Raw genomic sequence first — 21,082 nt, forward strand, 5'->3', positions numbered from 1 at the left:
TTTCGCGAAGTGGTCCACTTCGTGACACCACCAGCACATTAAACATGGCAGGCATCGTCTCTCTGCCCAATGGATGTGACCCGCCGGTTCTGGGCAGCGACAGCCCTCTCGGTCGTCCTCGCGACCGGGGCGCTCCTCGTCGAGCAACCGGTGTACCTCCTCGGTGCGGTCGCCATCGCCTCGTGGTTACTCGCTCGCCAGTATCTCTTCGTCCGCGAGGTAAAGCACATCGTCGCAGACCTGGAAGTCACACAGACGATCGACCGGACACAGGCATCGACGAAGACGCCCGTGATACTCGAACTCGAAGCGAGCCTTCCGTTCGAGACGCCATATTCGCTCACCGTCGCGGCGAATCCGCCCATAACCGTGACGACGAGGGCAGAAACCGCCGCGGCCGAAATCGTCGTCGGCGAACGACGAACCACCGCCACGCACGTCGTCACGTTCCCCGTCGCCGGCACCTATGAGTTTGGAGCCGCCACCGTCTCCATCACGGAACCAGCGGGCCTGTTCACGACGCGCGTGTCGCTCGGACCGCGGCCGACGGTCCGAATCACGCCCTACGTTGGGACGCGACTGACCGACCCGCTCATCGACCACGGCGAGAACCTCACCTACCGGTGGGGACGGGGTATCGAACTCGGGCGCATCAGAGAGTACCAGGAGGGCGACGCGTTCCACCGCATCGAGTGGAACGCCTCTGCCCGGCTCAGGCAGCTGTTCGTCCGTGAATTAGAGGGGGAGACCGACCGGATGACGGTCATCGTCTTCGACCACCGCGAGCCAATGCGACAGGGCCGACCCGGACGGACAAAACTCGACTACGCGAGACAGGGCGCGTTGACCCTCGTCTCGAACGCCCGGGCGGTTGGCGAACCACTCGGTTTCTTCGCGGTCGGCGACGACGGCGTCTCCAAGCGGTTCCAGCCGACGACGGGGCGCAGTGCCTACGACACCATCGCCGCCTACCTCTACGAGCGACTCGACACGCCCGACCAGCCGGGTGGAACGCGAGCGGCGAGGCGCGTCCGACCGACCATCGGCGACCGCCGACGCACCCACGACAATTTGCAGTCCGACACCACCCGGTTCGGGGAGGCGTTGCGCCCCTTCTTCGCCGCGCAGGTCGGAACGGGCGTCGAACACGAGGACCCGTTATTTCGAACAGTCCGGGCGAACGTCCGCAACTACGTCAACTGTGACACCGTCATCTTCACCGACGATTCGAGCAGGAGCGACGTGCTGGACGCCGTGAAACTCGCCAGAACGGGCCAGAGTCGCGTCTTCGTGTTCCTCACGCCTTCCGTGCTGTTCGACCCTAGCGCACTCGCCAACGTCGAGCAAGCCTACGACCGCTACCGCCAGTTCGAAACGTTTCGCGGGCGACTCGAACGCATCGACGGCGTCACCGCAATCGAAGTCGCTCCCGAGGAGAGCGTCGATTCGCTCATGCGCCGGGTGAGAGCGCAGTCTCGAGCGCGGGGGCGAGCATGAGACTCCTGCGCGACGACCGGCCGTTCGTGGGCGTGGTCGCTTTCGCCCTGTTCGCGGCGGGACTCGTCTACTGGTTTGGCCCGCTCGGTGCCCTCTCGGGCATCGCGCTGGTCGTCCTCTGGTACGTCGGGTCGCCACTGTTCGCCTTCGCGGGGGCGCAGGTGGTGTTCGGCGTGCTGGTTCAACCGCTCGACGTGAATACGCTGGTCGCGCTCGAAGCAGGGATTCTCCTCGCCGTCGGTATGTCGGTTTCCCGCCCGGGACGGCGGCTTCGAACCGCGATTACGGCGGGCATCGCACTGCTCGCTCTCGGCAGCCTCACGCTCTCGCTGTACCAGTGGTTCGACGGGATTCGACCGGCGACGATTCTGGCGGCGGCCAGCGTAATCGTGTTCTCGTACGTTCTCGTCAGATACGAATTCGTGATACGAGCGCTCGCGGAGGAACGATGAGCGAACGCACGTCGCCTGAAGTCGCAGCAGATGAAGACCGCGAATACGAGGACCTCCTCGCGCAGGTCGAACTACTCGAACACGACAACCGCCGCCTCCGGGCCGAGTACGTTCGGGCGCGACAGGCGAGCCATCGGCGAGAGGCGCTCTGGCTCCTCCTCATCGGCGCGGTGGCCGCCGCAACCGGTGTGCTGTATCCCGAATCTCAGCAGGTGTTGTTCGCCCTCGCGGGCATCGGCCTGTTCGCCGCCGTGTTGACGTACTTCCTCACCCCGGAGCAGTTCATCCCCGCTTCGGTCGGCGAGCGCGTCTACGCGGCGTTCGGCGTGTCCGGAGCTACGCTCGTGGCTGACCTCGGGCTGCAAGATACGACCGTGTACGTCCCAGTTCCAGACGCGACGGCCCCCTTCGCGGGCGTCAGGCTGTTCGTCCCGCTGCATCCTGACTACGAAGTTCCACCGCCACAGGCACTGGAATCAGCTATCGTCGCCACGGCCACGGAGGCAGAACGGGGCCTCGCGCTCTACCCGACCGGCGCGGCGCTGTTTCGCGAGTACGAGGCGACGGTTCGCCGCGGGGCGACCGATACCCCCGCTGGGCTGGCAGAGCAGTTCTGTGAGACGCTCGAAAACGACTTCGAGCTCGTCTCGCGGGCGACCCCGGACCAGGACGTGGAGGCCGGACGCATCACCATCGGCGTCAAGGGAAGCGTCTACGGCCCAGTAGACCGCTTCGACCACCCGGTCGCCTCGTTCATCGGGACGGGGTTCGCGGTCAAGTTGAACCGGCCGGTCGTCGTCGAAACCACGCCTGCCGGCGGGCGGCGCGTCGATTATCTCGTCACCTGTCGCTGGGAGCCAGGTGAGGACGCCGAAACTTAGTCGGTGGCGTCGGTATCGGTGTCGCCACCGTTGGTCGAAATGTCCTCGGTTTCGGCCTCGGTGCCGTCCGCAGGCCCGCCCGGTGGCGTGATGGTATCGAGGACGGTTTCGACGACCATCTCAGCAGAGACGTCGTTCAACTCCGCGTCGGTGTTGAGGACGAGGCGATGAGCGAGAATCGGGCGGGCGAGTGCCTTCACGTCGTCGGGGATAACGTAGTCGCGCCCGTGGAGCGTGGCGCGGGCTTTCGAGGTGTTGAGGAACGCGAGCGTCGCCCGCGGCGACCCGCCGTATTCGACGTTCGGGTCGGTCCGCGTCCCGGCGACCACGTTTCGAATGTAGCGTTTGACCGATTCGTCTACGTACACGTCCACCACAGCCTGTCGGGCGGTGAGCAGGTCGTTGAGGCTGACGACAGGCGTAACCCGGGCAGGACCGAGGTCCGGGGCGACGTCGAAGCGGTCGAGCAGTTCGAGTTCGGCCTGTTCGGCCGGCAACTCGACGGTCAGTTTGAACTGGAAGCGGTCGCGCTGGGCCTCTGGGAGCCGGTAGGTTCCGGCCACCTCGATGGGGTTCTGCGTCGCGATGACCATGAACGGGTCGGGCAGAGGGCAGGTCTCGCCGCCGATGGTCACCGTCTCCTCTTCCATCGCTTCGAGCAGGGCGCTCTGGGTCTTCGGCGGGGCGCGGTTGATTTCGTCGGCCAGGACGACGTTCGCGAAGATGGGGCCGTATTTCAGTTCGAAGTCCTCGATTGACTCGCGATAGATTTGCGTCCCGGTGATGTCCGCGGGCAGCAGGTCAGGCGTCATCTGTATCCGGGTCACGTCGAGGCCGAGCGCGCCCGCGAACAGTTTCGCGATGGTCGTTTTCGCCACCCCCGGCACCCCTTCGAGCAGTACGTGTCCCCCCGTCAGCAACGAGATGGTGAGTGCTTCGACGACCTCCTCGTTGCCGATGAGGACGGTCCCCACCTCCTCGCGGAGCGCGTCGAAAATCTCCGCCGGTTCTGTCATTGTCCCTGCTAGACGGGACGGGAGGTGAAAAAGATACCACGCGAATTTCGTGGGTGTGGCTCCTCAGCGCGGTGGGCCCGGGTCTTTCAGGTTTTCGAGAAGGCGCTCTACGCGCGCCGTGTCCCACGTCGGATGGCGTTTTTTCAGGTAGGCGGCCACCGCCTCGTCGGTCGCGGCGGTGGGCGGAATCGGAGAGTCCCTCTCGCGCTCGCGGCGCAACCGGCGGGTCGAGAATATCGCAACCGCGGCGATGGCGGCGAGCCCGAGGACGAGTTGGAGGCGCGAGGACCCGCGAACGAGCAAGATGGCCTGCGTGAGCGGCGGCACCGACGCGACGTGCGAGTAGTCGAGGAGGACCGTCTGGCGCTCCGTGACCAGGCGACCGACGAACTGCTGGTTGCCGGGCTGTTCGAGCATCCGGTTGACGAAGATGCTCGGGTCACTCACGACGAACAGGCGACCCGCCCCGAGTTCCTCGTAGGTGACGACGGGGTACGACCCGAGGGATTCGCGTTCGTCGATGAGGCTGTCCAGATTCGAATCGAGGTACGCGAGGTCGGAACTCCGGGCGATGACGGTGGCGTTGTTCGCCTGCACGACGGTTCCGTAGTTGAGCGTGAGTTGGTCGATGCCGGAGACGAGTTCGTTGCCGCCCAGTTCGGTGGCGTAGGGAAGCGCCGGCGAGTTGAAGTGGTTCCACTCGTCGCGTAGCAACTGACCGTCGATGCGCGAACGAGCACCGAGCGATTCGAGCAGCGCGTTCGTGTGCGGGCCGAAGTCCTCGGCGACGACGAGCGTCCCGCCCGCGGTGACGAATCGGCGGAGGCGCTCGCGCTCTTCCGTGGTGTACGGCGAGTCGGGTGAGAGGATGATAGCGATGGTCTCGCCCGGTTCAACTCGATCGTACACCTCGGTGTCCTGCGTGATGATGGTCGCAGACGAGCGAAGGTTCGAGGTGCCATCCCAGTCGGTGTTGTAGATGCTGAAGTCGGCCGTAGAGGAACTCCCCGAGACGACGAGTGCCGTGACGAGCGCGAGCGAGAGGACGGCGATGACGATGCGCGGGCCGGTGACGGCTGGCCACCCGGCCATCAGAACACCCCCGGCGGAATCGACCGAAGAACCTCCATGACGACGAAGTAGCCGAAGAGGACGAACCCGCCGCGGACGACCCACGAGAGGCGGGTTCGCCAGCGCGGGGCGACGTTGAACGGCGAACTGAGTTCGACGAGCATCAGAAAGCCGAGCAGGGAGATGGCGAAGAACAACTGAAAGGAGAGCGACCCGGCGACGATGAGCACGACGAGCATCAGGAGCATCCACGCGACGTTGTTGTGGACGAACCGCTGTCTCCGGAGCGTTGCCATACCCCTAGCGTTCGACGGCCCATCGCTAATAACTGTCGGCGAGTCGAAACTAATTGTCCGAGAGCGTGACTATGCGCCCGTGCAAACAGTCTCGAAAAGTGTACAGACGACCGGGTAGCCGAGCCACTGGGACAGGCCGAACCATGTTCCGAGGCCGAGGCCGTAGAGGACGTGGTATTCGAACAGGAGCCGCGACTCCGCGGGGGCGACGAGGTCGACGAGACCGAGCAGTTCTGCGACGCGCGCCGCCGCGTACATTGCAAGCCCGTATCCAAGTCCGGCGGTGAGCGCTTGTGGGAACGTCGAGAGGTATACCGTCTCCACGCCGAGGAATGCGGTGACCAGCGAGGGGAACAGGCCGCCGGCGAGTGCCCCGACCAGCAGGTGCAGGACGGACGCGCCCGGCACCCGGAGTCGTCCAACGCCGATGGGACCGACGTACCGGTTCCACAGCGGCGTGGTCGGGAGCGTGAACTCACGAGTCCGTAACTCGAACAGGAGCGTGAACACGACCGCCACGAGCAATCCGCCGAACAGTCCGAGGACTGTCGGGGCCCCACCCACCATACTGTCTGTTTCGAGCGACTGACCTATAAACGTAGAATGCGCTGTGTGAGCAGTCGCCGAAAAATAGTCAAAGAATTATAATAAACACTTAATCATTTACGCGGAGTTTTACACGGTGCAGATGTTCGCTCAGATAACTCGGCGAGACGCCCTCAAAACCGTCGCTTTCGGCGGGTTGCTCGGGCTCGCCGGGTGTACTTCCCTGCTCTCGGGGGGACCAAACGACATCGTGGTCATCAACGACGCGCGGGTTGCGGTGACCGCCGACGTGACGATCTCTCGCGTGCCCGACGACGAAGTGGTAATCAGGGAAGCAGTCGAGATTTCGCCCAACAACAGCGTGTACTATCCGAACGTCCTCGGAGAGGGCGGGTCGTACAGAATCAACATCAACGTCAGAAAGGGACCCTCGGCCGTGTTCACGGCGTCGCCAGAGGACCGGCCCGTGGAGGTGGTCATCACCTCTACGTCCGTTGATTTCTATCCCGGGCGACAGACCCCGGAGACGTAGCGTCGGCGGAGGCGGTGAGGGTAAGCAGACAGCAACCGTATTAGAGTGGCATGTGGCCGTGGGCACACTTCGCGTTGGGATACATCTTTTATAGCGGGTGGAGCCACGCCCGGTGGCGACGCGCACCCACGGACGGCGCGACGCTCGTGGCGATGTTCGGGTCGCAGTTTCCCGACCTCGTCGACAAACCGCTCGCGTGGACGTTTCACGTGCTGCCGACCGGCCGGTCGCTCGCCCACTCCGCGCTCACGGCGACGGCACTCGTGGGACTGTGTCTGCTCGTCGCCGCTCTCTGGTATCCACACCACCTCCGATACGTCGTCGCGTTCGCCATCGGCTACGCCTCACACCTTCTTGGTGACGCCTTCGTCCCGTGGTATCTGGGTGACACCTACTACCTTGGCTTCCTGCTCTGGCCGGTCGTCCCCGCAATCGAGTACCTGGAACCGGAACCGGGCTTTCTCGCACACCTCCTGAATCTCGAACTCGACGCAATCGTCGGCGCCGAACTCCTGCTCACCGGGTTCGTCGTACTCGTCTGGCTGCTCGACGGCCTGCCCGGCCTCGCACTCCTGTGGCGAGCGCGCCGGGGGCGACCCCGCGAAGAATCGAGTCAGTGAGTCTCGTCGGGTGACTCGACGCTCTCGTAGGTCCAGATGAGGTCGAAGTAGCGTTTGAGTCCCGCGACGAACGACCCGTTGTCCGTGACGGCCGCCTGTCGCATGTGGAGGGGGACGTCGACCTCTTCGACGAGCAGGATGGCCCGCCCCGAATCGTACTCCATGCTCGGGTCGATGAAGGTGCCCCGCCATGGGAGTTTCTCGTCGCTGAAGCGAACAGAGACCTCGGGGAAGGATTCTGCGAGCGTGGCGACGCGCTCGCGCTGAACCACGCGATTCTCCGCGGAGAGATGAGCCGGGTCGAGAAACAGGACGCGCACGGTGACCCCGCGGTCGATGGCCGCCGCGAGCGCGGGTTCGATGTTCGACAGGTACTCGAAACTCTTGGTCAGGACGTACACCGTCTCCGTTGCGTCCTGGTAGAGTTGGCGCGTCTCCGTCTCGCTCGGTTCGCCCACGTCGACCGCCCAGAACAGTTCCTCTGTCGGGGTAATGTCCTTGCTCGCCCGCTCGTAGCGCGGTTCGAACGTGGCCAGAAACTCGTCGCGAATCTCGTCGAGTGAGGTGCGATACGACTCGAATCGCTGGCGTTCGTTCTCCGCTGCGCGGTCGAGAATCTCCTGTGGCGACTTCGGCTGATACTGCTTTGGGTGTCCGGGGATGATTTTGATGAACCCCTTATCGCCGAGTTCCTCTAAGACACTGTAGATTCGCGCCCGAGGGATACCGGTCGCCTCGGCGAGATTCGGCGCGGTGGTGCGCCCGAGCGAGAGGAGGTGATAGAGAGAGGTCAGTTCGTACTCCTTCAAATCGAGTCGGTCGAGCAGGCGCGTGGCATCGTCGTCGGTCATCGTTGTGTACTCTCTGTCGCGTTCCTTAACAGCAATTGGGGTTTTGAGAAACGTTTATCACCCATCACATAGACTGTGTTACTAGGATTGTGAGTAACATGAAGGATTCCCGGAAAAGTGACCGAGCTCACCTACAGGATATCGAACCCGGCGCAGGATGTGTCGAGATCTGGGAAAAACTGAGCGAACGTCGAAACGCGGCTGAAGCGGACGAGGAGACGGACGAAGAGCTGGTCGCAGAAGCCCGTAAACCGTAGGGTCTGCAAAAACTACTTATCGGAGTCCGGAGAGTATATATCTAGAATAAGAGTGAATTCGTCGGACGGGATCCACCGTCGGGCGGGGTCGGTCTTGTTTGGGTGGGGGAGCGCGGTTCTCGCGACCTCTGCAAGGGGAAACAATGACGATTAGTGCGAAAACGACGCCGAAACGACAGCAACAGCGTGCGCTCGGTTACGGGCGAGAACTCGAACAGGCATTCGACGAAGTCCGCGACAGATTCCCGTTCCCGGAGACGTACCTCCGCGGGAAGTTCTTCAAGTTCGAACTCGTCGCGTCGCTCCTCCAGGACCACGTTCCGCGGGACGCTACGGTGCTCTCACTCGGCGCGGGGGCGTGTGACGTCGAAGCTGGACTCTCGGTACTCGGCTATCAGGTGACCGGCATCGACGACTACAACGAACCGTGGCACCTCATGGGGGACAACCGCGAGCGAATCATAGAGTTTGCAGCAGACATGGGTGTAACCGCGATTCGCCGCGACGCCGTCATGGCGACTGTCGAGGACGATTCCTTCGACGCGGTGTTGATTCTGGACGTCATCGAACACATGCACAACAGCCCCCGCGAGCTGCTCAACTATGCCGCCTCGAAGGCGAAAGAAGGCGGCGTCGTCATCGTCCTCACGCCCAACGCGGCCCACCTCGCCAATCGCCTGAAGCTCCTCACCGGAAAGACCAACCACACCTCACTCGAAGGCTACTACTGGTCTACCTACAGCTTCCGGGGACACGTCCGCGAGTATACGGAAGCCGAACTCAGAGAAGTGCTCGCAGACTATCACGGCCTCGAAATCGTGGATACCCGCCTGCTCAACAACATGGTCTACTGGGCGGAGCTGGACGGACCGCTCCAGAATCTCGTCAGAGCCGCGTACATCCGCGTCTGTGAGGCGTATCCGCGGTTCAGAGACACGATGGTGATGGTCGGGCGAAAGCCGTCCGGCTGGACGGCAACTCCGCCGAAAGTGAGTGAGTACAAGAAATACTACACCTACATCGAGAAGTGCAACCTCGACGGCCTCTCAGACGAGGAGTTGCTCGAAGCCTACCGCACTGCCTATCAAACCGGCGAGTAGCGCGGCGTCGCCTGAAGCCACGTCCCCGAAACGACCCCCACTGGTGGGTCGAGAGCCGAATTTTCCGCGGTGACCGTAACCCAGAGATGCATCGTCAGGTCGGCATTCTCGGCCGTTGGCGTCGCGGGTGGGTCGCCCTCGTAGAGCAAGAATAGCAGGCGCAGTCGGTCGCCGGTCATCACCGGCGAGAGTTCGAAGTCAGATTCCCAGGTTTCGCCGTCTTCGAGGCTCGGTACGCGCCGTTCTGCGAGGACTGCTTCCTCAATGATGGCGGTCGTGTTGTTGGTCGCGTTGACTCGCTGGAGCGCGACGACGACGGTGTAATCCATCGTCCGCTGTTCGTGATTCTCGATGCCGACGATGACCGTGCGCGGTTCGCCGCTCGTAAACCGCGTCGGGAAGTTCCCCGCGATACGCTCGCCGTCCGCGGTTTCAGTGAGCAGGTAGAACTCAGAGAACGCTTCACTCTGATTCGGGACGGCCACGGCGAGTGAGACGCTCACGAACGCCGCGACGACGGCGAGCGCCACAATCGTGTTGACCAACGCGTCGGTGCGCGAGGACGGCTGGATGGTGGCGTACACCGTCGCCGCCCACGCGCCGAAGGGGACCGTAAAACGAGCCTCCGCAGAAAGCTGGCCACGGCGATACGCCGCGACGACCGTCGCGAGCAGGGTGAACCCGCTCACGGCCAGGAAGTACGGCACGACTCGAATCCCCCACGGCGAGAAGTTCAGTATGAGGCCGATTACCGGGACGAGCGCCGCGCTGAATCCGAACGAGAGGACGAGTCGTTCGAGGCCAGTGAGGCCGCGCTTCTGTCGCCAGCGAAGCGGGGTCGAGAAGGTCGTATTCGCGTCGTTCGTCTCCTCCGCAGCGTCGAGTGGAGCCGAGGCTCGCGGAAAGAGCGCGGCGATGAGCGCGTACCCAGGGAGGAACAGCGCGAGTGGCAATCCCAGGACGACTTGCAGCGGCGTCTCCCGGAACCCGGGGACGAAAATGCCGACACCGGCGAGGACGATAAGCACGACCACCGCCGCGAGGTCCGTGAGGAAGTGGCGAACTGGTCGCGGGATGAACAACAGCAGTTCTCGGCGGCTCACCATTGCCCTAGTAGTTGCCTGCGCGAGGCTAAAGTAATGTTGGTATCCAGAGGGTTTCTGCGGTCGAGCGGCCCGACAACCGTCTTCGATGGGAGAATATCGCGTATCCTTACGGATTTCGCGCCCCTCAGAACGCACACCGCGCCCGGCATAATTGTCACAAATTTTGTATGAGTGGCTGGTATCGCGCCGCGGTATTCGTGAAAATCTGACTGTATTGGTTTCAGACTGGTTAAGCGGGGATTAATCTGCTGGCATCTGGTAACTAAATTTTGGTACTCATTGCAAAGTGGTACGTAAATGCAGGCAAGTGCAGGAGTGTCGTAAGAACGGATACATACTGGGCGTCAAATTTTCGGGCGTGTCGCGAGACGACGACAGCGGAGATGCAGGACCATCGGGCAGTAGGACCGACGATTTTCGCAGCACCGACTCAGCTGAACAGAACGATTCGCGTGGTCTTCACCTCAACAGACGGACCTATCTGAAGCTCGCGAGTGCGGTGGTCGTCGCCGGCGGTGGCGCACTCGTGCTCTCGGACGACGGCCTCGAGATGCGACCGCAGACAGTGTTCGGCTACGGCGGTGCTCCGGCGGCGGACGACGCCGACGCACCGCTCGTATCGGTGGCCGGACGCGAACGCGAACCGAACGACGACCGGGAGGTTGCGACCAGAATCGAGACGGGCAGTGCCATCCAGGGCGAACTCGACTCCGACGAGGTCGACTGGTTCACGTTCGAAGCCGAATCTGGCGACGAACTGACCGTCGAATTCGAACGCGAGGAAGAAGAGGGCGTCACCGCAGTCGCGCTCTACGACCGCGCCGGGCACTTTCTCGACCAAGTGTACGTCGGCAGCAACGCGCCGACGCAACTCGCAGAACACGTCACCGAGACTGGCTCCTATTTCGTCCAGCTCGTGGACGTACAGGACGGGAACAGTGAGTACACGCTCACGGTGTCCGTGACGCCCGGCGAGACGCAACCGCCAACGGAGACGACTCAGACGCCAACACCGACCGCGACGACTACGACCGAGTCTGTCGAAACAACGCAGACCACGACGGCCGAGACGACGCAAACGGAGACGGCGACCGAGACGGCGACGGAAATCACGCAGACGGAAACGACGACGCAGACCACAACGCAGACGACCCAGCCGGCCACTGAGACGACCACCCAGACGACAGAGGCACCGACGGCGACGACACAGACGACTGTCGCGCCAGACTCGACCACGACCGAATCGACGACACAGACGACCACCGACGCCGACGAGTACGGCCAGCAACGGTACGGCGAGTACGGCTACGGCGGCGTCCTCTCCTGACTTTCAATTCATGACGCGAAATCACGACTACAATACGCCAGCGAAGGGGGCCACCGACTGGCACATCCCCCTCAATCAGAACTTCGAATCACTCGACAGAGACGTCGAAATCCGCGACGTAGACGCGAATCTTACGGACTACGAACCGAAGCAGGACGCGAAGTTCCTCGCCACCGACACCGGGAACGTCTACATCGGTGACGGCGCTTCCTGGAACCCGCTCCCGGTCGGGCAACAAAGTGGTGGCTCCGGCGGTTCAGGCGTCCAGTTTCCGGATGTCATCGTCTACAAAGATGGCTCGACCGTCCGCGCCGAAGGCCGGAACGGCGAGATTGCATCGGGGACGAATCCCTCTGCGGTCATCGTCTCGGCCATCGAGCAGGGAGACCACGTCCAGATTGTCGGCGACTACACCCTCACCGAGAAAATCTTCCTGAACAACCAGACCGAGAAGACCATCAACGCAGCAGAGGCGTCGTTCCGGACCGACGACGAAATCAAACTCTGGGAGTTCTACGACTCGAACTGGTGTCGGTTCACCGTCGGCGAACTCGACTGCGGCCAGAACGGCCTCGTCGGCCTCGACGTCCACGCGACGAAGGGCCTGCAAGCCGACGTCCGGTTCAACTACGTCGGGACGGGCACCTTCACCGAGGACGACGGGGTGAACCCGAACGGGACCTACGACAAGTGTGCGGTGCGGCTGAAGAGCCTCGGCGGACAGAAAGGCTGTTACTACAACCGCATCCGGGCGACCCGGACGTACGGCGACGTCCCTGCGGGCAAAGGCATCGTCCTCTGTAACACCGAAGGTGAGACCAAAGAGAAGCCAAACGGGAACTCCATCTACCCCATCCACTGGAACACGTTCAGTAAGGCAATCGAAATCAAGCAGGGCTTCCGAAACGCCATCCACCAGCCAGAAATTGGGTCTGCTGACATCGGCCTCCACATTCACGAAGGCCCGCAGACCATCCACGGCGACGGCTGGATCGAGAGTTCGCAGGTCGGCATTCGCATCGAATCCGAATCGCCAAGTGGTGTCGTCGGCGGGACGCTCACCATGGTCGGCGGGGTCAGTTTCGGCGGGACGACCACCGACATCGAGGGCACGGACCACGTGAACTGGAACGACAACCACCACGCCGACTTCTTCCTCTCCGATGGCTACCACCGTCGAGGCTACGTGGAGTTCGTGAACGAACACGAAGTGCGCTGGAACAGCGACCACGACCTCCAGGGTAACCGCCTGAAGGGGCACGCAGAGGGCAGCACGGATAGCGACCCGACCGGCCAGGGGCCGGCAGGGTGGCTCGAAATCGAGACGGGCAGCGGCGAGACGCGATACCTCCCCTACTACGAGTGAGATGCCCATCCGGGACCTCGTCGCCGTCGTGCGACGACTGGTCGGCGTGAGCGCCGACGGCCCTGTCCCCCGCTTTCGGTGTACGAACTGTCGGTGTACGTTCGAACGGAACCGCCGGACGTGTCCCGAGTGTCGGCGCGACACCGTTAGGCGCTACTGGAAAATCGACTAAGTCGAACCCGCCCGCAAATAGCGGCAATATCTTCCTACACACACGGTATCATTCCCCAATCTCTCGTATTTGTGTCACCCACACTGGGGGGTGGGGTCCATGAGTCTTTCAACCAATTCAGTACGCGCAGTGCTCGAGAGAGCCTATTCTCGGTACGTCATTCCGTCGAACGTCAAACGCTGGAACCTGTATCCATCGGTCGATATCCATCCGACCACGCGAATCGGGTTGCAGGCGAAACTCGACCCCGGAAACGGGACGATTACCATCGGTCGGCGGTGTCACATCCACGACCAGACCATGCTGTTGCCCTACGGCGGGCACATTACCATGGGTGACGACTGTACGGTCAACCCATTCTCGATTCTCTACGGCCACGGTGGGTTGACCATCGGCGACAACGTCCGCATCGCCGCCGCGACCGTCGTCATCCCGGCGAACCACAACTTCGACGACGTGGACGTGCCCATCCACGAACAGGGAGAGACGCGAGAGGGAATCACCATCGAAGACGACGTGTGGATTGGAACGGGGGCCCGAATCTTAGACGGCGTCACCATCGGCGAAGGAAGCGTCATCGGCGCGGGCAGCGTCGTCACCGAGTCCATTCCCGCTGGCTCGATTGCGGCGGGCGTCCCGGCGAAGGTCATCCGGTCGCGCCACGACGAATCGACGCAGAGGGCGCAATGAGTCGGCGCGGGTGGTGTGCGTGACGCTCGCGAAGAAGGTCGGCGTCGATTCGCTCATCTCGGGGGTGCGCATCCTCATCGGGTTCGCCAGGGGGCTCGTCGCCATCCCGCTCATCACGAACTTACTCGGGACCGATAGCTACGGCGTCTGGTCTATCGTCCTCGCGTTCGTGGCGATGGTCGTCACCGTCGGCGGCCTCCACCTCCACGGCGCACTCATCCGCTACAGCAATCGAGGCGGGCGCGGGGAACAAGCGTACATCGACATCCTCGCGCTCACGGGCCTGCTGGGGCTGGTTTTCGGCGGTATCGTCTATCTCGCGGGGTCTGCCATCTCGCTCGACTGGATCGTCGGGAGCGCCATCAGCGACGAATCGACGCTCGTCACCGTCGCCTCGCTGCTCATCCTCTCTGAGATGCTGTTTCTCATCAACATCAGTTTCTCGCGCTCGAAGGGCGACATCCGAACCTACGAGTCCATCAACGTGGCAAAGAGCCTCGTCGAGACGGTGGGCCTCATCGTCGTGTTCCTGACCGGACGCGGGCTCGTCGAGGGCTTTCTCGCCCTGCTCGTCGTCGGCCTCGCGTTCAACGCGCTCATCATGGCAACCATCTGGACGCGCTACACCATCCCCACCCCGAGCGTGGCGAACTACCGGTCGTACGTCGCCTTCGGCCTCCCGATGGTGCCAAAGGAACTGTTCGGGTCGCTGCTCGTCCACGCCGATAAGTTCCTCATCCTCTACTTCATGTCGCCGACGGCAGTGGGTATTTACGCCGTCGCCTACGGTATCAGCGCGACGTTCACCAAATTCACCGACGCGCTCAATCCGACGCTCTACCCGACGGTTTCGAAAGCGTGGGACGAAGGGGCCCACCAAGAATTGAGCGACCTCTACACGCTCATTTTCAAGTACTACTCCATCATCGCGATTCCCGCGCTGGTCGGCATCTCCATCGTCGCAGAACCGCTTCTCGCGCTCATCTCGACGCCCGAAATCGCCACGGAAGGGGCCATCCTGCTTCCATTCCTCGCGGTTGGCTTCCTGCTTCGAGGCTACGACAACCCGCTCGCGTACATCCTCACCGCGACCGAGAGCACGCGCAAAATCGGCTTTGCGGTCGTCCTCGCGTCGATATTGAACCTTGGGCTGAACGTCGCGCTCATCCCCACCTTCGGCCTGCTCGGCGCGGTCGGTGCATCACTGTTCAGCCAACTGGTCATCGTCACGCTCATCTACCGCTTCGCCGCCCGAGAACTGCCATTCACCCTCCCGCTCGACTCGATTGGGAAGGCCATCCTCGCGTCGATGGCGATGGCGCTCGTGCTCGTGTCGATTCCCGGCCAGTACGGCCCCGTCGTCACGCTCGTCGCCTACCCGGCGCTCGGCGTCGTGGTGTACGTCGCGGTCATGTACCTCATCGACGGCATCTCGAAAACGGACGTGGCGCGGGTTACCGGGCTGCTTCGCTGACTTCTTCTGTTTCAGGCGTGGTCACGCGGCCGACCAGCGCCTCTTCGACACGGTTTACGACGCGCCTAATGTCGTGCTGTTCGATGGCGTAGGCGCGGGCTTGCTCGCCGAGGCGGAGGCGCCGAGCGTCGTCCTCGATAAGGTCGCGGACGAGCGATTCGAGTGCCGCCGGACTGTCGGCTTTCGCCCCAACCTCCCCTTCTGCGAGCACGCCGTCCGGGTCGACTTCGAGGCTCACGACGGGCGTCTCTCTGAACCACGCCTGGATGAACGTGTTCGGGAACCCCTCGTTCTTGCTCGTGTTCACGAACAGCGAGGCACGGGCGAGATAGTCGTTGCTCTCCTCGATGTCACAGCCGCCCTTGTATTCGGCATTGGGCAGGGCGTCGAGACGGCCGGTCACCCGCTTGGTGACCGCCTCGTCTGAGGGGCGACCGACGAGCCAGAACTGGCAGTCGAGGTCCCCACACGCCGCCGCGAGGTAACAGAACAGTTCCGGGCGTTTCCACGCCTTCAGGCTCGCGAGCCAGAGGACGACCGGTGGCTCGATCTTCTGCGTGTCGAGTTCGGGGACTGGGTGGCCGTTACCGACGAGCGTTCCCGAGAGCCCGTGGTTCACCGCGAGCAACGCCTGCTGAGCGCGCGTCTGGACGAACAACTGGTCAGGAACGCGCAGCAGCGTCCGGTAGACCGCGAGTTGCCCACGACGAAGGAGGCTGTTGAATCGCGTCCGGTTCGACTGGCCGGGCCATCCCGCGAACAATCGGTCACACTGGCGGTCGTGGGAGATGTTGAACACGACCTGTCCGCGGACGGCGCGTTTTGCGAGCGCGGCGAGCGGAAGGTCCGCCATGTTCCGGAAGTAGTAGAAATCGGCGTCTATCGTCCGGAGTTCCTGGAGGAGGGCTCGCGTGCGCTGTGTCCCCCGAGCGAGGCGGTGGACGACGATTCCCTCGTCCGTCTCGACGCTCGTCTCTCCTGCCTGGTGGGCGACGTAGTGGGCCTCCCAGCCGCGAGCGGCCAGTTCGCGGGCGATGAGATACGACTGGAACTCCGCGCCACCGGGCGTGTCTTTCGGATACGTTCCGAGAACGGCGCAGAAGTTCATGGTGCTGGTTGCGGGGGCGTCGTGGTTTCGCTTGGCTGGGGCGGCCGTCCCTCGATGGCGTCGACGACGGTCTCGAAGCGCGCGTCCCAGCTGTGGGCGAGTGAGTGTTCACGGGCGGTCTGTGTCATCCGCACGACGAGGTCCGGCGAGTCGAGGAACGTCTCGATGGCGTCGCGAATCGCCGCCGGGCTCTCGGGTTCGACGATGAGGGCGTCTTCGCCGTCGGTGAGCACCTCTACGTGGGGCGTGATGCGCGTCGCGATAATTGGGAGCCCGAAGGCGAGGTACTCGTACATCTTCGCCGGCGAACTCACCTCGAACGACTCGATGGGCGGGAGCGGCGAGAGCGCCACGTCGTGGTGGCCGAGTTTCGCCGCCAGTTGTTCGTGGTTGACGTAGCCGTGCCAGGTAAGCCGGTCTGCCCACCCGCCGGCGCGAGCGGTCGTTTCGAGTTCGTCGATGTATGCTTCGTCTGCGTCGCCGTAGAGGTCCAGCCGGACCCGTTCGCGCGCGGCCTCGGGGAGCATCGAGATGGCCTCCGCGACGAGGTGGAGGCGTCGAATCGGGTAAATCGCCCCCGCGTACACCAACTCCAGGTCGTCTCCGTCGGCGGGCTCCGCGGGGCGGAACTTGTCGGTATCGACGCCGAGCGGGACGAGGTGCAGTTGCTCCGACCGAACGCGATAATCCTCGCGCAACTGGGCTGCGAGCGACTCACTCAGCGTGATGACGGCGTCTGCGTTCGGCAATGCGAGGCGGTGAGCAAGGAGGCTGAACGTGAGGAACGTCCGGTAGGCTGGATTACGGATGTGGTCCAGTTCGACGAACTCGATGCCCTGCCGGTAGGGATTCATGCGAATGTCGTAGACGACGGCCGACCCGGCGACGAGTTTGCAGACGTACGGCGGGACGATGACCTCACGATGGCAGAACACCACGTCGGGGCGGTAGCGGACGGAGACGTACACCCAGTAGGGGACGAACAGCACGTTCAACAGGAACACGCCGAGGATGTCGCCGAAGGGGAACGTGTGGTTATGCGCGCCGGTGAACCCACGCGAAAGCGGGCCGAAGACGTGCGTGTCGTAGCGTTTCGTGAGCAGGTTCGTGATGTAGTACGGTTCCGTGTTTCCACGGGCGTGTGAAATGTCGCTCGTCGTGATGACGAACACCGTTTTTGAATGCTTGGGTGACATGGTTGTGACGGTCGCTTGTTTCAGACGTACCCCAGTTCGGAGAGGCGCTGTCTGAGCAGTTCTTCGTGGATCGCTTGCTGCTGTGTCGTGGGCTGGGTATCCCCCGCGACGATGGTCTTTCGCGGGCCGTTCTCGCAAACCACCCACGGGACGGTGACCAGTTGCTCGGTGTAGATGCCCGTCGGGTGGCCCCACTCACGGATGGGAATGGGCCAGGCTCGCTCGCCGACCATGTTGCCGTGGTCTGCGGTCACGACGGTCTTCCCCGGGAGTGCAGCGACCAGTTGCTCGACGGACGGCAGCACGATGTCGAGGTTCTGGGCGTAGTATTTCCAGACGATGTCGGTCGGGATGGTACGCATGCCGAGGAACTGCTCCCTCCAGAAGCTGTACTTCGACTCGAAGATGTGCCCCTGCTTGTCGAAGTCGTGTGGCGACCCGATGAACGGGTAGTGGGGCTGCATGTAGTGGACGAGCAGCCGTTTCTCGGGATACCGGTCAGCCGCCGCGAGCGCACGCTCGGTAAGTATCTCCGGCGTGACCGTCTTGTGCGACGTGTCCCACCCGTCGCGCCACACGTCGTCCTCGGCGTAGAAGGCGACCGAGATTTCCTCGCGATGTTTACACAGCTGTGGGTTCGCCGTCACGTACACGGTGTCGAGCAACTGTTTGCCGTGGAGATTCGCCCGCAGGAACTGCTTGGTTCCAGACCCTCGCGAGCGTCGAGAGTCGACCGGGCCGAGCGAGTGGGTCGCCGCGGCCAGCATGTCGTAGCGACACGCATCGAGGATGATACAGTTGTCCCAGTCCTCGGCGAAGAGGTCGATGCCGTGGCGATAGTACCCGTCAGGATTCAACAGCGAGAACACGCGCTTGTTGAACCCGCGGGCGAGCAGTTTGTAGCGGTTCGGCGGCCTGCGGTCGTGGTCGTCCGCGACGGGCGTCTCGATGGAGCGTCCAATCCCGTCTCCGGTGGGGTCGTGTGCGAGCGTCTGGTAGCGATTCGGTTCGTTCGTCATAGTCGAGTCTGAGTCATAGGTTCGTAGAGAGGTCCGGCCGGGCCGGCGGTGTCGGCTGTTCGACGGCAACCAGCGAGGCGCAGTCGGCGAGCAGGTGGTCGACGTAGCGGTCCATCGAGTACGCGGCGAGCGTCGCGTCGTCCACGGCGTGGCGTCCGCGCCCGGCAGCGGTGGCGATAGTCGTCGCTAGGTCGTTTGCCGCCGCGAGGTGCAGTCGCGGCTGGGTGAGTTCCGGGAGGACGCCCACCGGCGTCGCGAACACCTCGGCTCCGAGTGCGAGCGCCTCGAACACGACGGTCGGGTACGCCTCCGTTCGCGAGGTGACGAGCAAGCCATCTGCGGCGAGCATGAGGGCGATCACCTCCTCGTGGGCGACTTCGCCCGCAATCGTGACGCGCCCGGCGAGTTGCTTGCTTTCGCGCTGGATGGCGACCGATTCGCGAAGCGGCCCGTCGCCGAGCATGACGAGTTTGAAGCGGTCGGGAAGCCGAGCGATGGTGCCTACCGCCTTGGTCGGGTTCTTCACCGAGATGAACCGCCCGACGAACAGGAGCAGGTACTCGTCGTCGCCGACGCCGTACCGGGCGCGGACAGCTTGTGCGTCCACGCTCTCGACGGCCGCCCGGAGGTCTCGCTCGTCGAGAATGCCGTGGATGAGCGCTACGGGGGCGTCGGTGTGGCGCTCGACGGCCGCCTTCACGTCCGGCGTTCGACAGCGCACCCGGTCGCCGAGAAACAGCCGGAAGTTCACCTGTTCAAGGAGGTACGACGGATTCGTGACCGTCCGTTTTTTCGGGTCCATCGTCGGCGTGTAGGCCATGTACGTCACGACCGGCAGGCCGTAGCGCACGGAGAGAAACTTCGCGGCGGGGTGGGTGAGGTGTGACGCCGAGACCACCACGTCCACGTCGGTGGTGCGAAGCCACCGGACGAGGGCGACACAGACCAACACCGCGTAGGCGAGTCGTCCGAGGAACCCCAGCGCGGAGGTTGGGCCGCCCTCGAGGTGCTCTGCGGCCCGGTACGGCCGGTGAATTTCGACGCCTTCGACCCGTTCGTAGCGCGGCGCTCCCTCGCGCTGGGGAGCGAACACGGTGACCTCGTGACCCCGCGCCACGAGTGATTTCGCGACGTTCCACTGCTCTATCGACCCGCCGCCCAGCTTCGGGTAGAACCCTTCCCGGAGGAGCAAGATGTGCATCAGCGAGCGCCTCCGTCGCGTTTTGCGATGAGGCGTACCGGCCCGACCGACCGCTGGGTGCGTATCTCGTCCCAGGTCGTCATCTCGCGGCCGAGGCCGCTCCAGCCGACGCCACCGCTCCCGATGGCAGACACGATGCGGAAGTCGTAGCGTTCGAGTTGGGCGGTCAGTTCCGCGAGTTCGGCGGGCGTGAGGAAGTTCCGGTGAAGTTCCATGAACAACAACAGCGGCCCCGACGAGTCGAGGACGGCATCCAGTTCGCGGAAGATTTGTACCTCGTAGCCCTCCACGTCGAGGCGGATGACGTTCACCCCGTCTACGGGCAGGTCGTGGTCGGCGAGGAAGCCGGCGACCGTCCACATCGGCACTTCGAGCGAATCGACGATGTCGTGCTGGTCGGGCTTTGGCGCGCCGTGAATCCGGCTCAGGTTCGAATTGTTCGAGATGTCGAGGACATCGGTCCCGTCGTGGTCACCGATTGCTCCCTGCGAGACGGTAATCACGTCCTGGTAGTCGTTGAGGGCGACCGCCTGCTGGAGCAGCGTCACGTTCGTGGGATTCGGCTCGATGGCGTGAATGCGAGCCGACTCGCCGAGGAGACGAGCTTCCATCGTCGCGAAGTAGCCGACGTTCGCTCCGATTTCGAGGACGACTGGCGAGTCGACTTCGTGTCTGAGCCGTCTGAGTTCGGCCTGGAACACGCGGGTCGTCTCCGCCTCGCGCACGCCATAGATGTACAGGTCGCGAGACAGGCCCTCGTCGTGTAAATCGAGGACGAGTTGGGTGCCCTCGACTTCGTGGATGACGAACTGCTCTGGACTGCGCCAGCGCACGACGCGCATGTAGAGGTTCATCATGAGCAGTTCCTCGACGAACACGAGGAGCGTGAGCGGCAAGCGCAAAATACCGGTGCGGTAGGCCATCAGCGCCGACTGGACGTTACAGACGAAATAGGCTCGCAGCTGCCGGCGTTTCGCGACGACCTTTAGAATCAGTTCGACCGGCCCGAGACCGAGTCGGGTGCGACCGACGGGTCGAGATTTAGCGACGGCCCGGGTCGCCTCTACAGCACGGTCTCCGAGGCGGGTGCGACCGTCATCCCCGGCCATCGAATCGGCGTCCGGAGCGCCCCCTCGTGCTGAACCGTGTGGTGCTTTTCCGGACATACACTGTATGAACCGCGATTACGCCCTTTGTTATTCGTCGCATACATGACACTCGCGACCACAGAGCGACGATTTGGCGGTGGTTAACGGTGGGCAGGAGCCGAATTCGGGGCCACCGCAGGTGGGGCTGAATTCACT

At 63.4% G+C, this 21,082-nt stretch carries 23 protein-coding genes; 12 read left to right on the plus strand and 11 right to left on the minus strand.

Going from position 1 to position 21,082, the window contains the following annotated elements:
* The first annotated feature begins 69 nt into the window (after positions 1-69).
* Genes P0648_RS15430 through P0648_RS15440 form a run of 3 tightly spaced genes read left to right on the plus strand, consistent with a single transcriptional unit; the run spans position 70 to position 2,830 of the window.
* The gene (locus P0648_RS15430; protein WP_277504625.1) at positions 70-1,497 is read left to right on the plus strand and encodes a DUF58 domain-containing protein; all 1,428 of its coding nucleotides are present in this window, start codon (positions 70-72) and stop codon (positions 1,495-1,497) included.
* Entirely contained in the window at positions 1,494-1,949 is a 456-nt protein-coding gene (locus P0648_RS15435; RefSeq protein ID WP_277504626.1) for a hypothetical protein, read from the plus strand. The genes P0648_RS15430 and P0648_RS15435 overlap by 4 nt, the downstream gene beginning before the upstream one ends.
* Entirely contained in the window at positions 1,946-2,830 is an 885-nt protein-coding gene (locus P0648_RS15440) for a hypothetical protein (RefSeq protein WP_277504627.1), read from the plus strand. Before P0648_RS15435 ends, P0648_RS15440 begins: the two co-directional genes overlap by 4 nt.
* Here the strand turns inward: P0648_RS15440 and P0648_RS15445 are convergent.
* The 4 genes from P0648_RS15445 to P0648_RS15460 form a co-directional block, all read right to left on the minus strand.
* Entirely contained in the window at positions 2,827-3,846 is a 1,020-nt protein-coding gene (locus P0648_RS15445) for a MoxR family ATPase (protein ID WP_277504628.1), read from the minus strand. The genes P0648_RS15440 and P0648_RS15445 overlap by 4 nt on opposite strands.
* 63 nt (positions 3,847-3,909) lie before the next feature.
* Positions 3,910-4,938 carry a DUF4350 domain-containing protein gene (locus P0648_RS15450; protein ID WP_277504630.1) on the minus strand — a complete coding sequence of 343 codons (1,029 nt, stop codon included), beginning with the start codon at positions 4,936-4,938 and terminating at the stop codon, positions 3,910-3,912.
* Entirely contained in the window at positions 4,938-5,213 is a 276-nt protein-coding gene (locus tag P0648_RS15455) for a hypothetical protein (protein ID WP_277504631.1), read from the minus strand. Before P0648_RS15455 ends, P0648_RS15450 begins: the two co-directional genes overlap by 1 nt.
* A gap of 69 nt (positions 5,214-5,282) precedes the next feature.
* Positions 5,283-5,780: a hypothetical protein gene (locus tag P0648_RS15460; RefSeq protein WP_277504632.1), complete on the minus strand. Its 498-nt coding sequence runs from the start codon at positions 5,778-5,780 to the stop codon at positions 5,283-5,285.
* Positions 5,781-5,901: 121 nt separating this feature from the next.
* Here P0648_RS15460 and P0648_RS15465 point away from each other — a divergent pair, with 121 nt between their 5' ends.
* Both P0648_RS15465 and P0648_RS15470 read left to right on the plus strand, forming a co-directional pair.
* Positions 5,902-6,291 carry a hypothetical protein gene (locus P0648_RS15465; protein WP_277504633.1) on the plus strand — a complete coding sequence of 130 codons (390 nt, stop codon included), beginning with the start codon at positions 5,902-5,904 and terminating at the stop codon, positions 6,289-6,291.
* Positions 6,292-6,341: 50 nt separating this feature from the next.
* On the plus strand, positions 6,342-6,911 hold the full coding sequence (locus tag P0648_RS15470; protein WP_277504634.1) for a metal-dependent hydrolase: 570 nt from the start codon (positions 6,342-6,344) through the stop codon (positions 6,909-6,911).
* On the opposite strand, the gene P0648_RS15475 is transcribed toward P0648_RS15470, so the two are convergent.
* On the minus strand, positions 6,905-7,762 hold the full coding sequence (locus P0648_RS15475; protein WP_277504636.1) for a TrmB family transcriptional regulator: 858 nt from the start codon (positions 7,760-7,762) through the stop codon (positions 6,905-6,907). The two genes, P0648_RS15470 and P0648_RS15475, sit on opposite strands and share 7 nt — an antisense overlap.
* 98 nt (positions 7,763-7,860) lie before the next feature.
* Here P0648_RS15475 and P0648_RS15480 point away from each other — a divergent pair, with 98 nt between their 5' ends.
* Both P0648_RS15480 and P0648_RS15485 read left to right on the plus strand, forming a co-directional pair.
* A complete protein-coding gene (locus P0648_RS15480; RefSeq protein WP_277504637.1) occupies positions 7,861-8,019 on the plus strand; it encodes a hypothetical protein in 159 nt (52 codons plus the stop codon).
* Between the two features lie 143 nt (positions 8,020-8,162).
* The gene (locus tag P0648_RS15485; protein WP_277504638.1) at positions 8,163-9,119 is read left to right on the plus strand and encodes a bifunctional 2-polyprenyl-6-hydroxyphenol methylase/3-demethylubiquinol 3-O-methyltransferase UbiG; all 957 of its coding nucleotides are present in this window, start codon (positions 8,163-8,165) and stop codon (positions 9,117-9,119) included.
* On the opposite strand, the gene P0648_RS15490 is transcribed toward P0648_RS15485, so the two are convergent.
* The gene (locus P0648_RS15490; RefSeq protein ID WP_277504639.1) at positions 9,104-10,225 is read right to left on the minus strand and encodes a DUF1616 domain-containing protein; all 1,122 of its coding nucleotides are present in this window, start codon (positions 10,223-10,225) and stop codon (positions 9,104-9,106) included. The two genes, P0648_RS15485 and P0648_RS15490, sit on opposite strands and share 16 nt — an antisense overlap.
* A 358-nt stretch (positions 10,226-10,583) precedes the next feature.
* Between P0648_RS15490 and P0648_RS15495 the strand changes: the two genes are divergently transcribed.
* The 5 genes from P0648_RS15495 (at position 10,584) to P0648_RS15515 (ending at position 15,254) form a co-directional block, all read left to right on the plus strand.
* Complete coding sequence (locus P0648_RS15495) at positions 10,584-11,552, plus strand: hypothetical protein (RefSeq protein WP_277504640.1); 969 nt, start codon at positions 10,584-10,586, stop codon at positions 11,550-11,552.
* Positions 11,553-11,562: 10 nt separating this feature from the next.
* Entirely contained in the window at positions 11,563-12,918 is a 1,356-nt protein-coding gene (locus P0648_RS15500) for a hypothetical protein (protein WP_277504641.1), read from the plus strand.
* Between the two features lies 1 nt (position 12,919).
* Positions 12,920-13,090, plus strand: a complete 171-nt coding sequence (locus tag P0648_RS15505) for a hypothetical protein (RefSeq protein WP_277504642.1) — start codon at positions 12,920-12,922, stop codon at positions 13,088-13,090.
* Between the two features lie 99 nt (positions 13,091-13,189).
* The gene (locus tag P0648_RS15510) at positions 13,190-13,780 is read left to right on the plus strand and encodes a DapH/DapD/GlmU-related protein (RefSeq protein ID WP_277504643.1); all 591 of its coding nucleotides are present in this window, start codon (positions 13,190-13,192) and stop codon (positions 13,778-13,780) included.
* A 19-nt stretch (positions 13,781-13,799) separates the two neighbouring features.
* Positions 13,800-15,254 (plus strand): oligosaccharide flippase family protein, encoded by a 1,455-nt coding sequence (locus P0648_RS15515; protein WP_277504644.1) that lies wholly within the window; start codon positions 13,800-13,802, stop codon positions 15,252-15,254.
* On the opposite strand, the gene P0648_RS15520 is transcribed toward P0648_RS15515, so the two are convergent.
* The 5 genes from P0648_RS15520 to P0648_RS15540 are packed head-to-tail and all read right to left on the minus strand — an operon-like array spanning position 15,235 to position 20,887.
* Complete coding sequence (locus P0648_RS15520; RefSeq protein ID WP_277504645.1) at positions 15,235-16,362, minus strand: glycosyltransferase family 4 protein; 1,128 nt, start codon at positions 16,360-16,362, stop codon at positions 15,235-15,237. The two genes, P0648_RS15515 and P0648_RS15520, sit on opposite strands and share 20 nt — an antisense overlap.
* Positions 16,359-17,558: a glycosyltransferase family 4 protein gene (locus P0648_RS15525; RefSeq protein WP_277504646.1), complete on the minus strand. Its 1,200-nt coding sequence runs from the start codon at positions 17,556-17,558 to the stop codon at positions 16,359-16,361. Before P0648_RS15525 ends, P0648_RS15520 begins: the two co-directional genes overlap by 4 nt.
* A gap of 20 nt (positions 17,559-17,578) precedes the next feature.
* Entirely contained in the window at positions 17,579-18,577 is a 999-nt protein-coding gene (locus tag P0648_RS15530) for a hypothetical protein (RefSeq protein WP_277504649.1), read from the minus strand.
* Positions 18,578-18,590: 13 nt separating this feature from the next.
* Entirely contained in the window at positions 18,591-19,778 is a 1,188-nt protein-coding gene (locus P0648_RS15535) for a glycosyltransferase family 4 protein (protein ID WP_277504651.1), read from the minus strand.
* Complete coding sequence (locus tag P0648_RS15540) at positions 19,778-20,887, minus strand: FkbM family methyltransferase (RefSeq protein ID WP_277504653.1); 1,110 nt, start codon at positions 20,885-20,887, stop codon at positions 19,778-19,780. Before P0648_RS15540 ends, P0648_RS15535 begins: the two co-directional genes overlap by 1 nt.
* Between the last annotated feature and the right edge of the window lie 195 nt (positions 20,888-21,082).

The sequence above is a fragment of the Haladaptatus sp. DYSN1 genome, assembly GCF_029489995.1.
In the GTDB taxonomy this organism is placed as follows: domain Archaea; phylum Halobacteriota; class Halobacteria; order Halobacteriales; family Halococcaceae; genus QDMS2.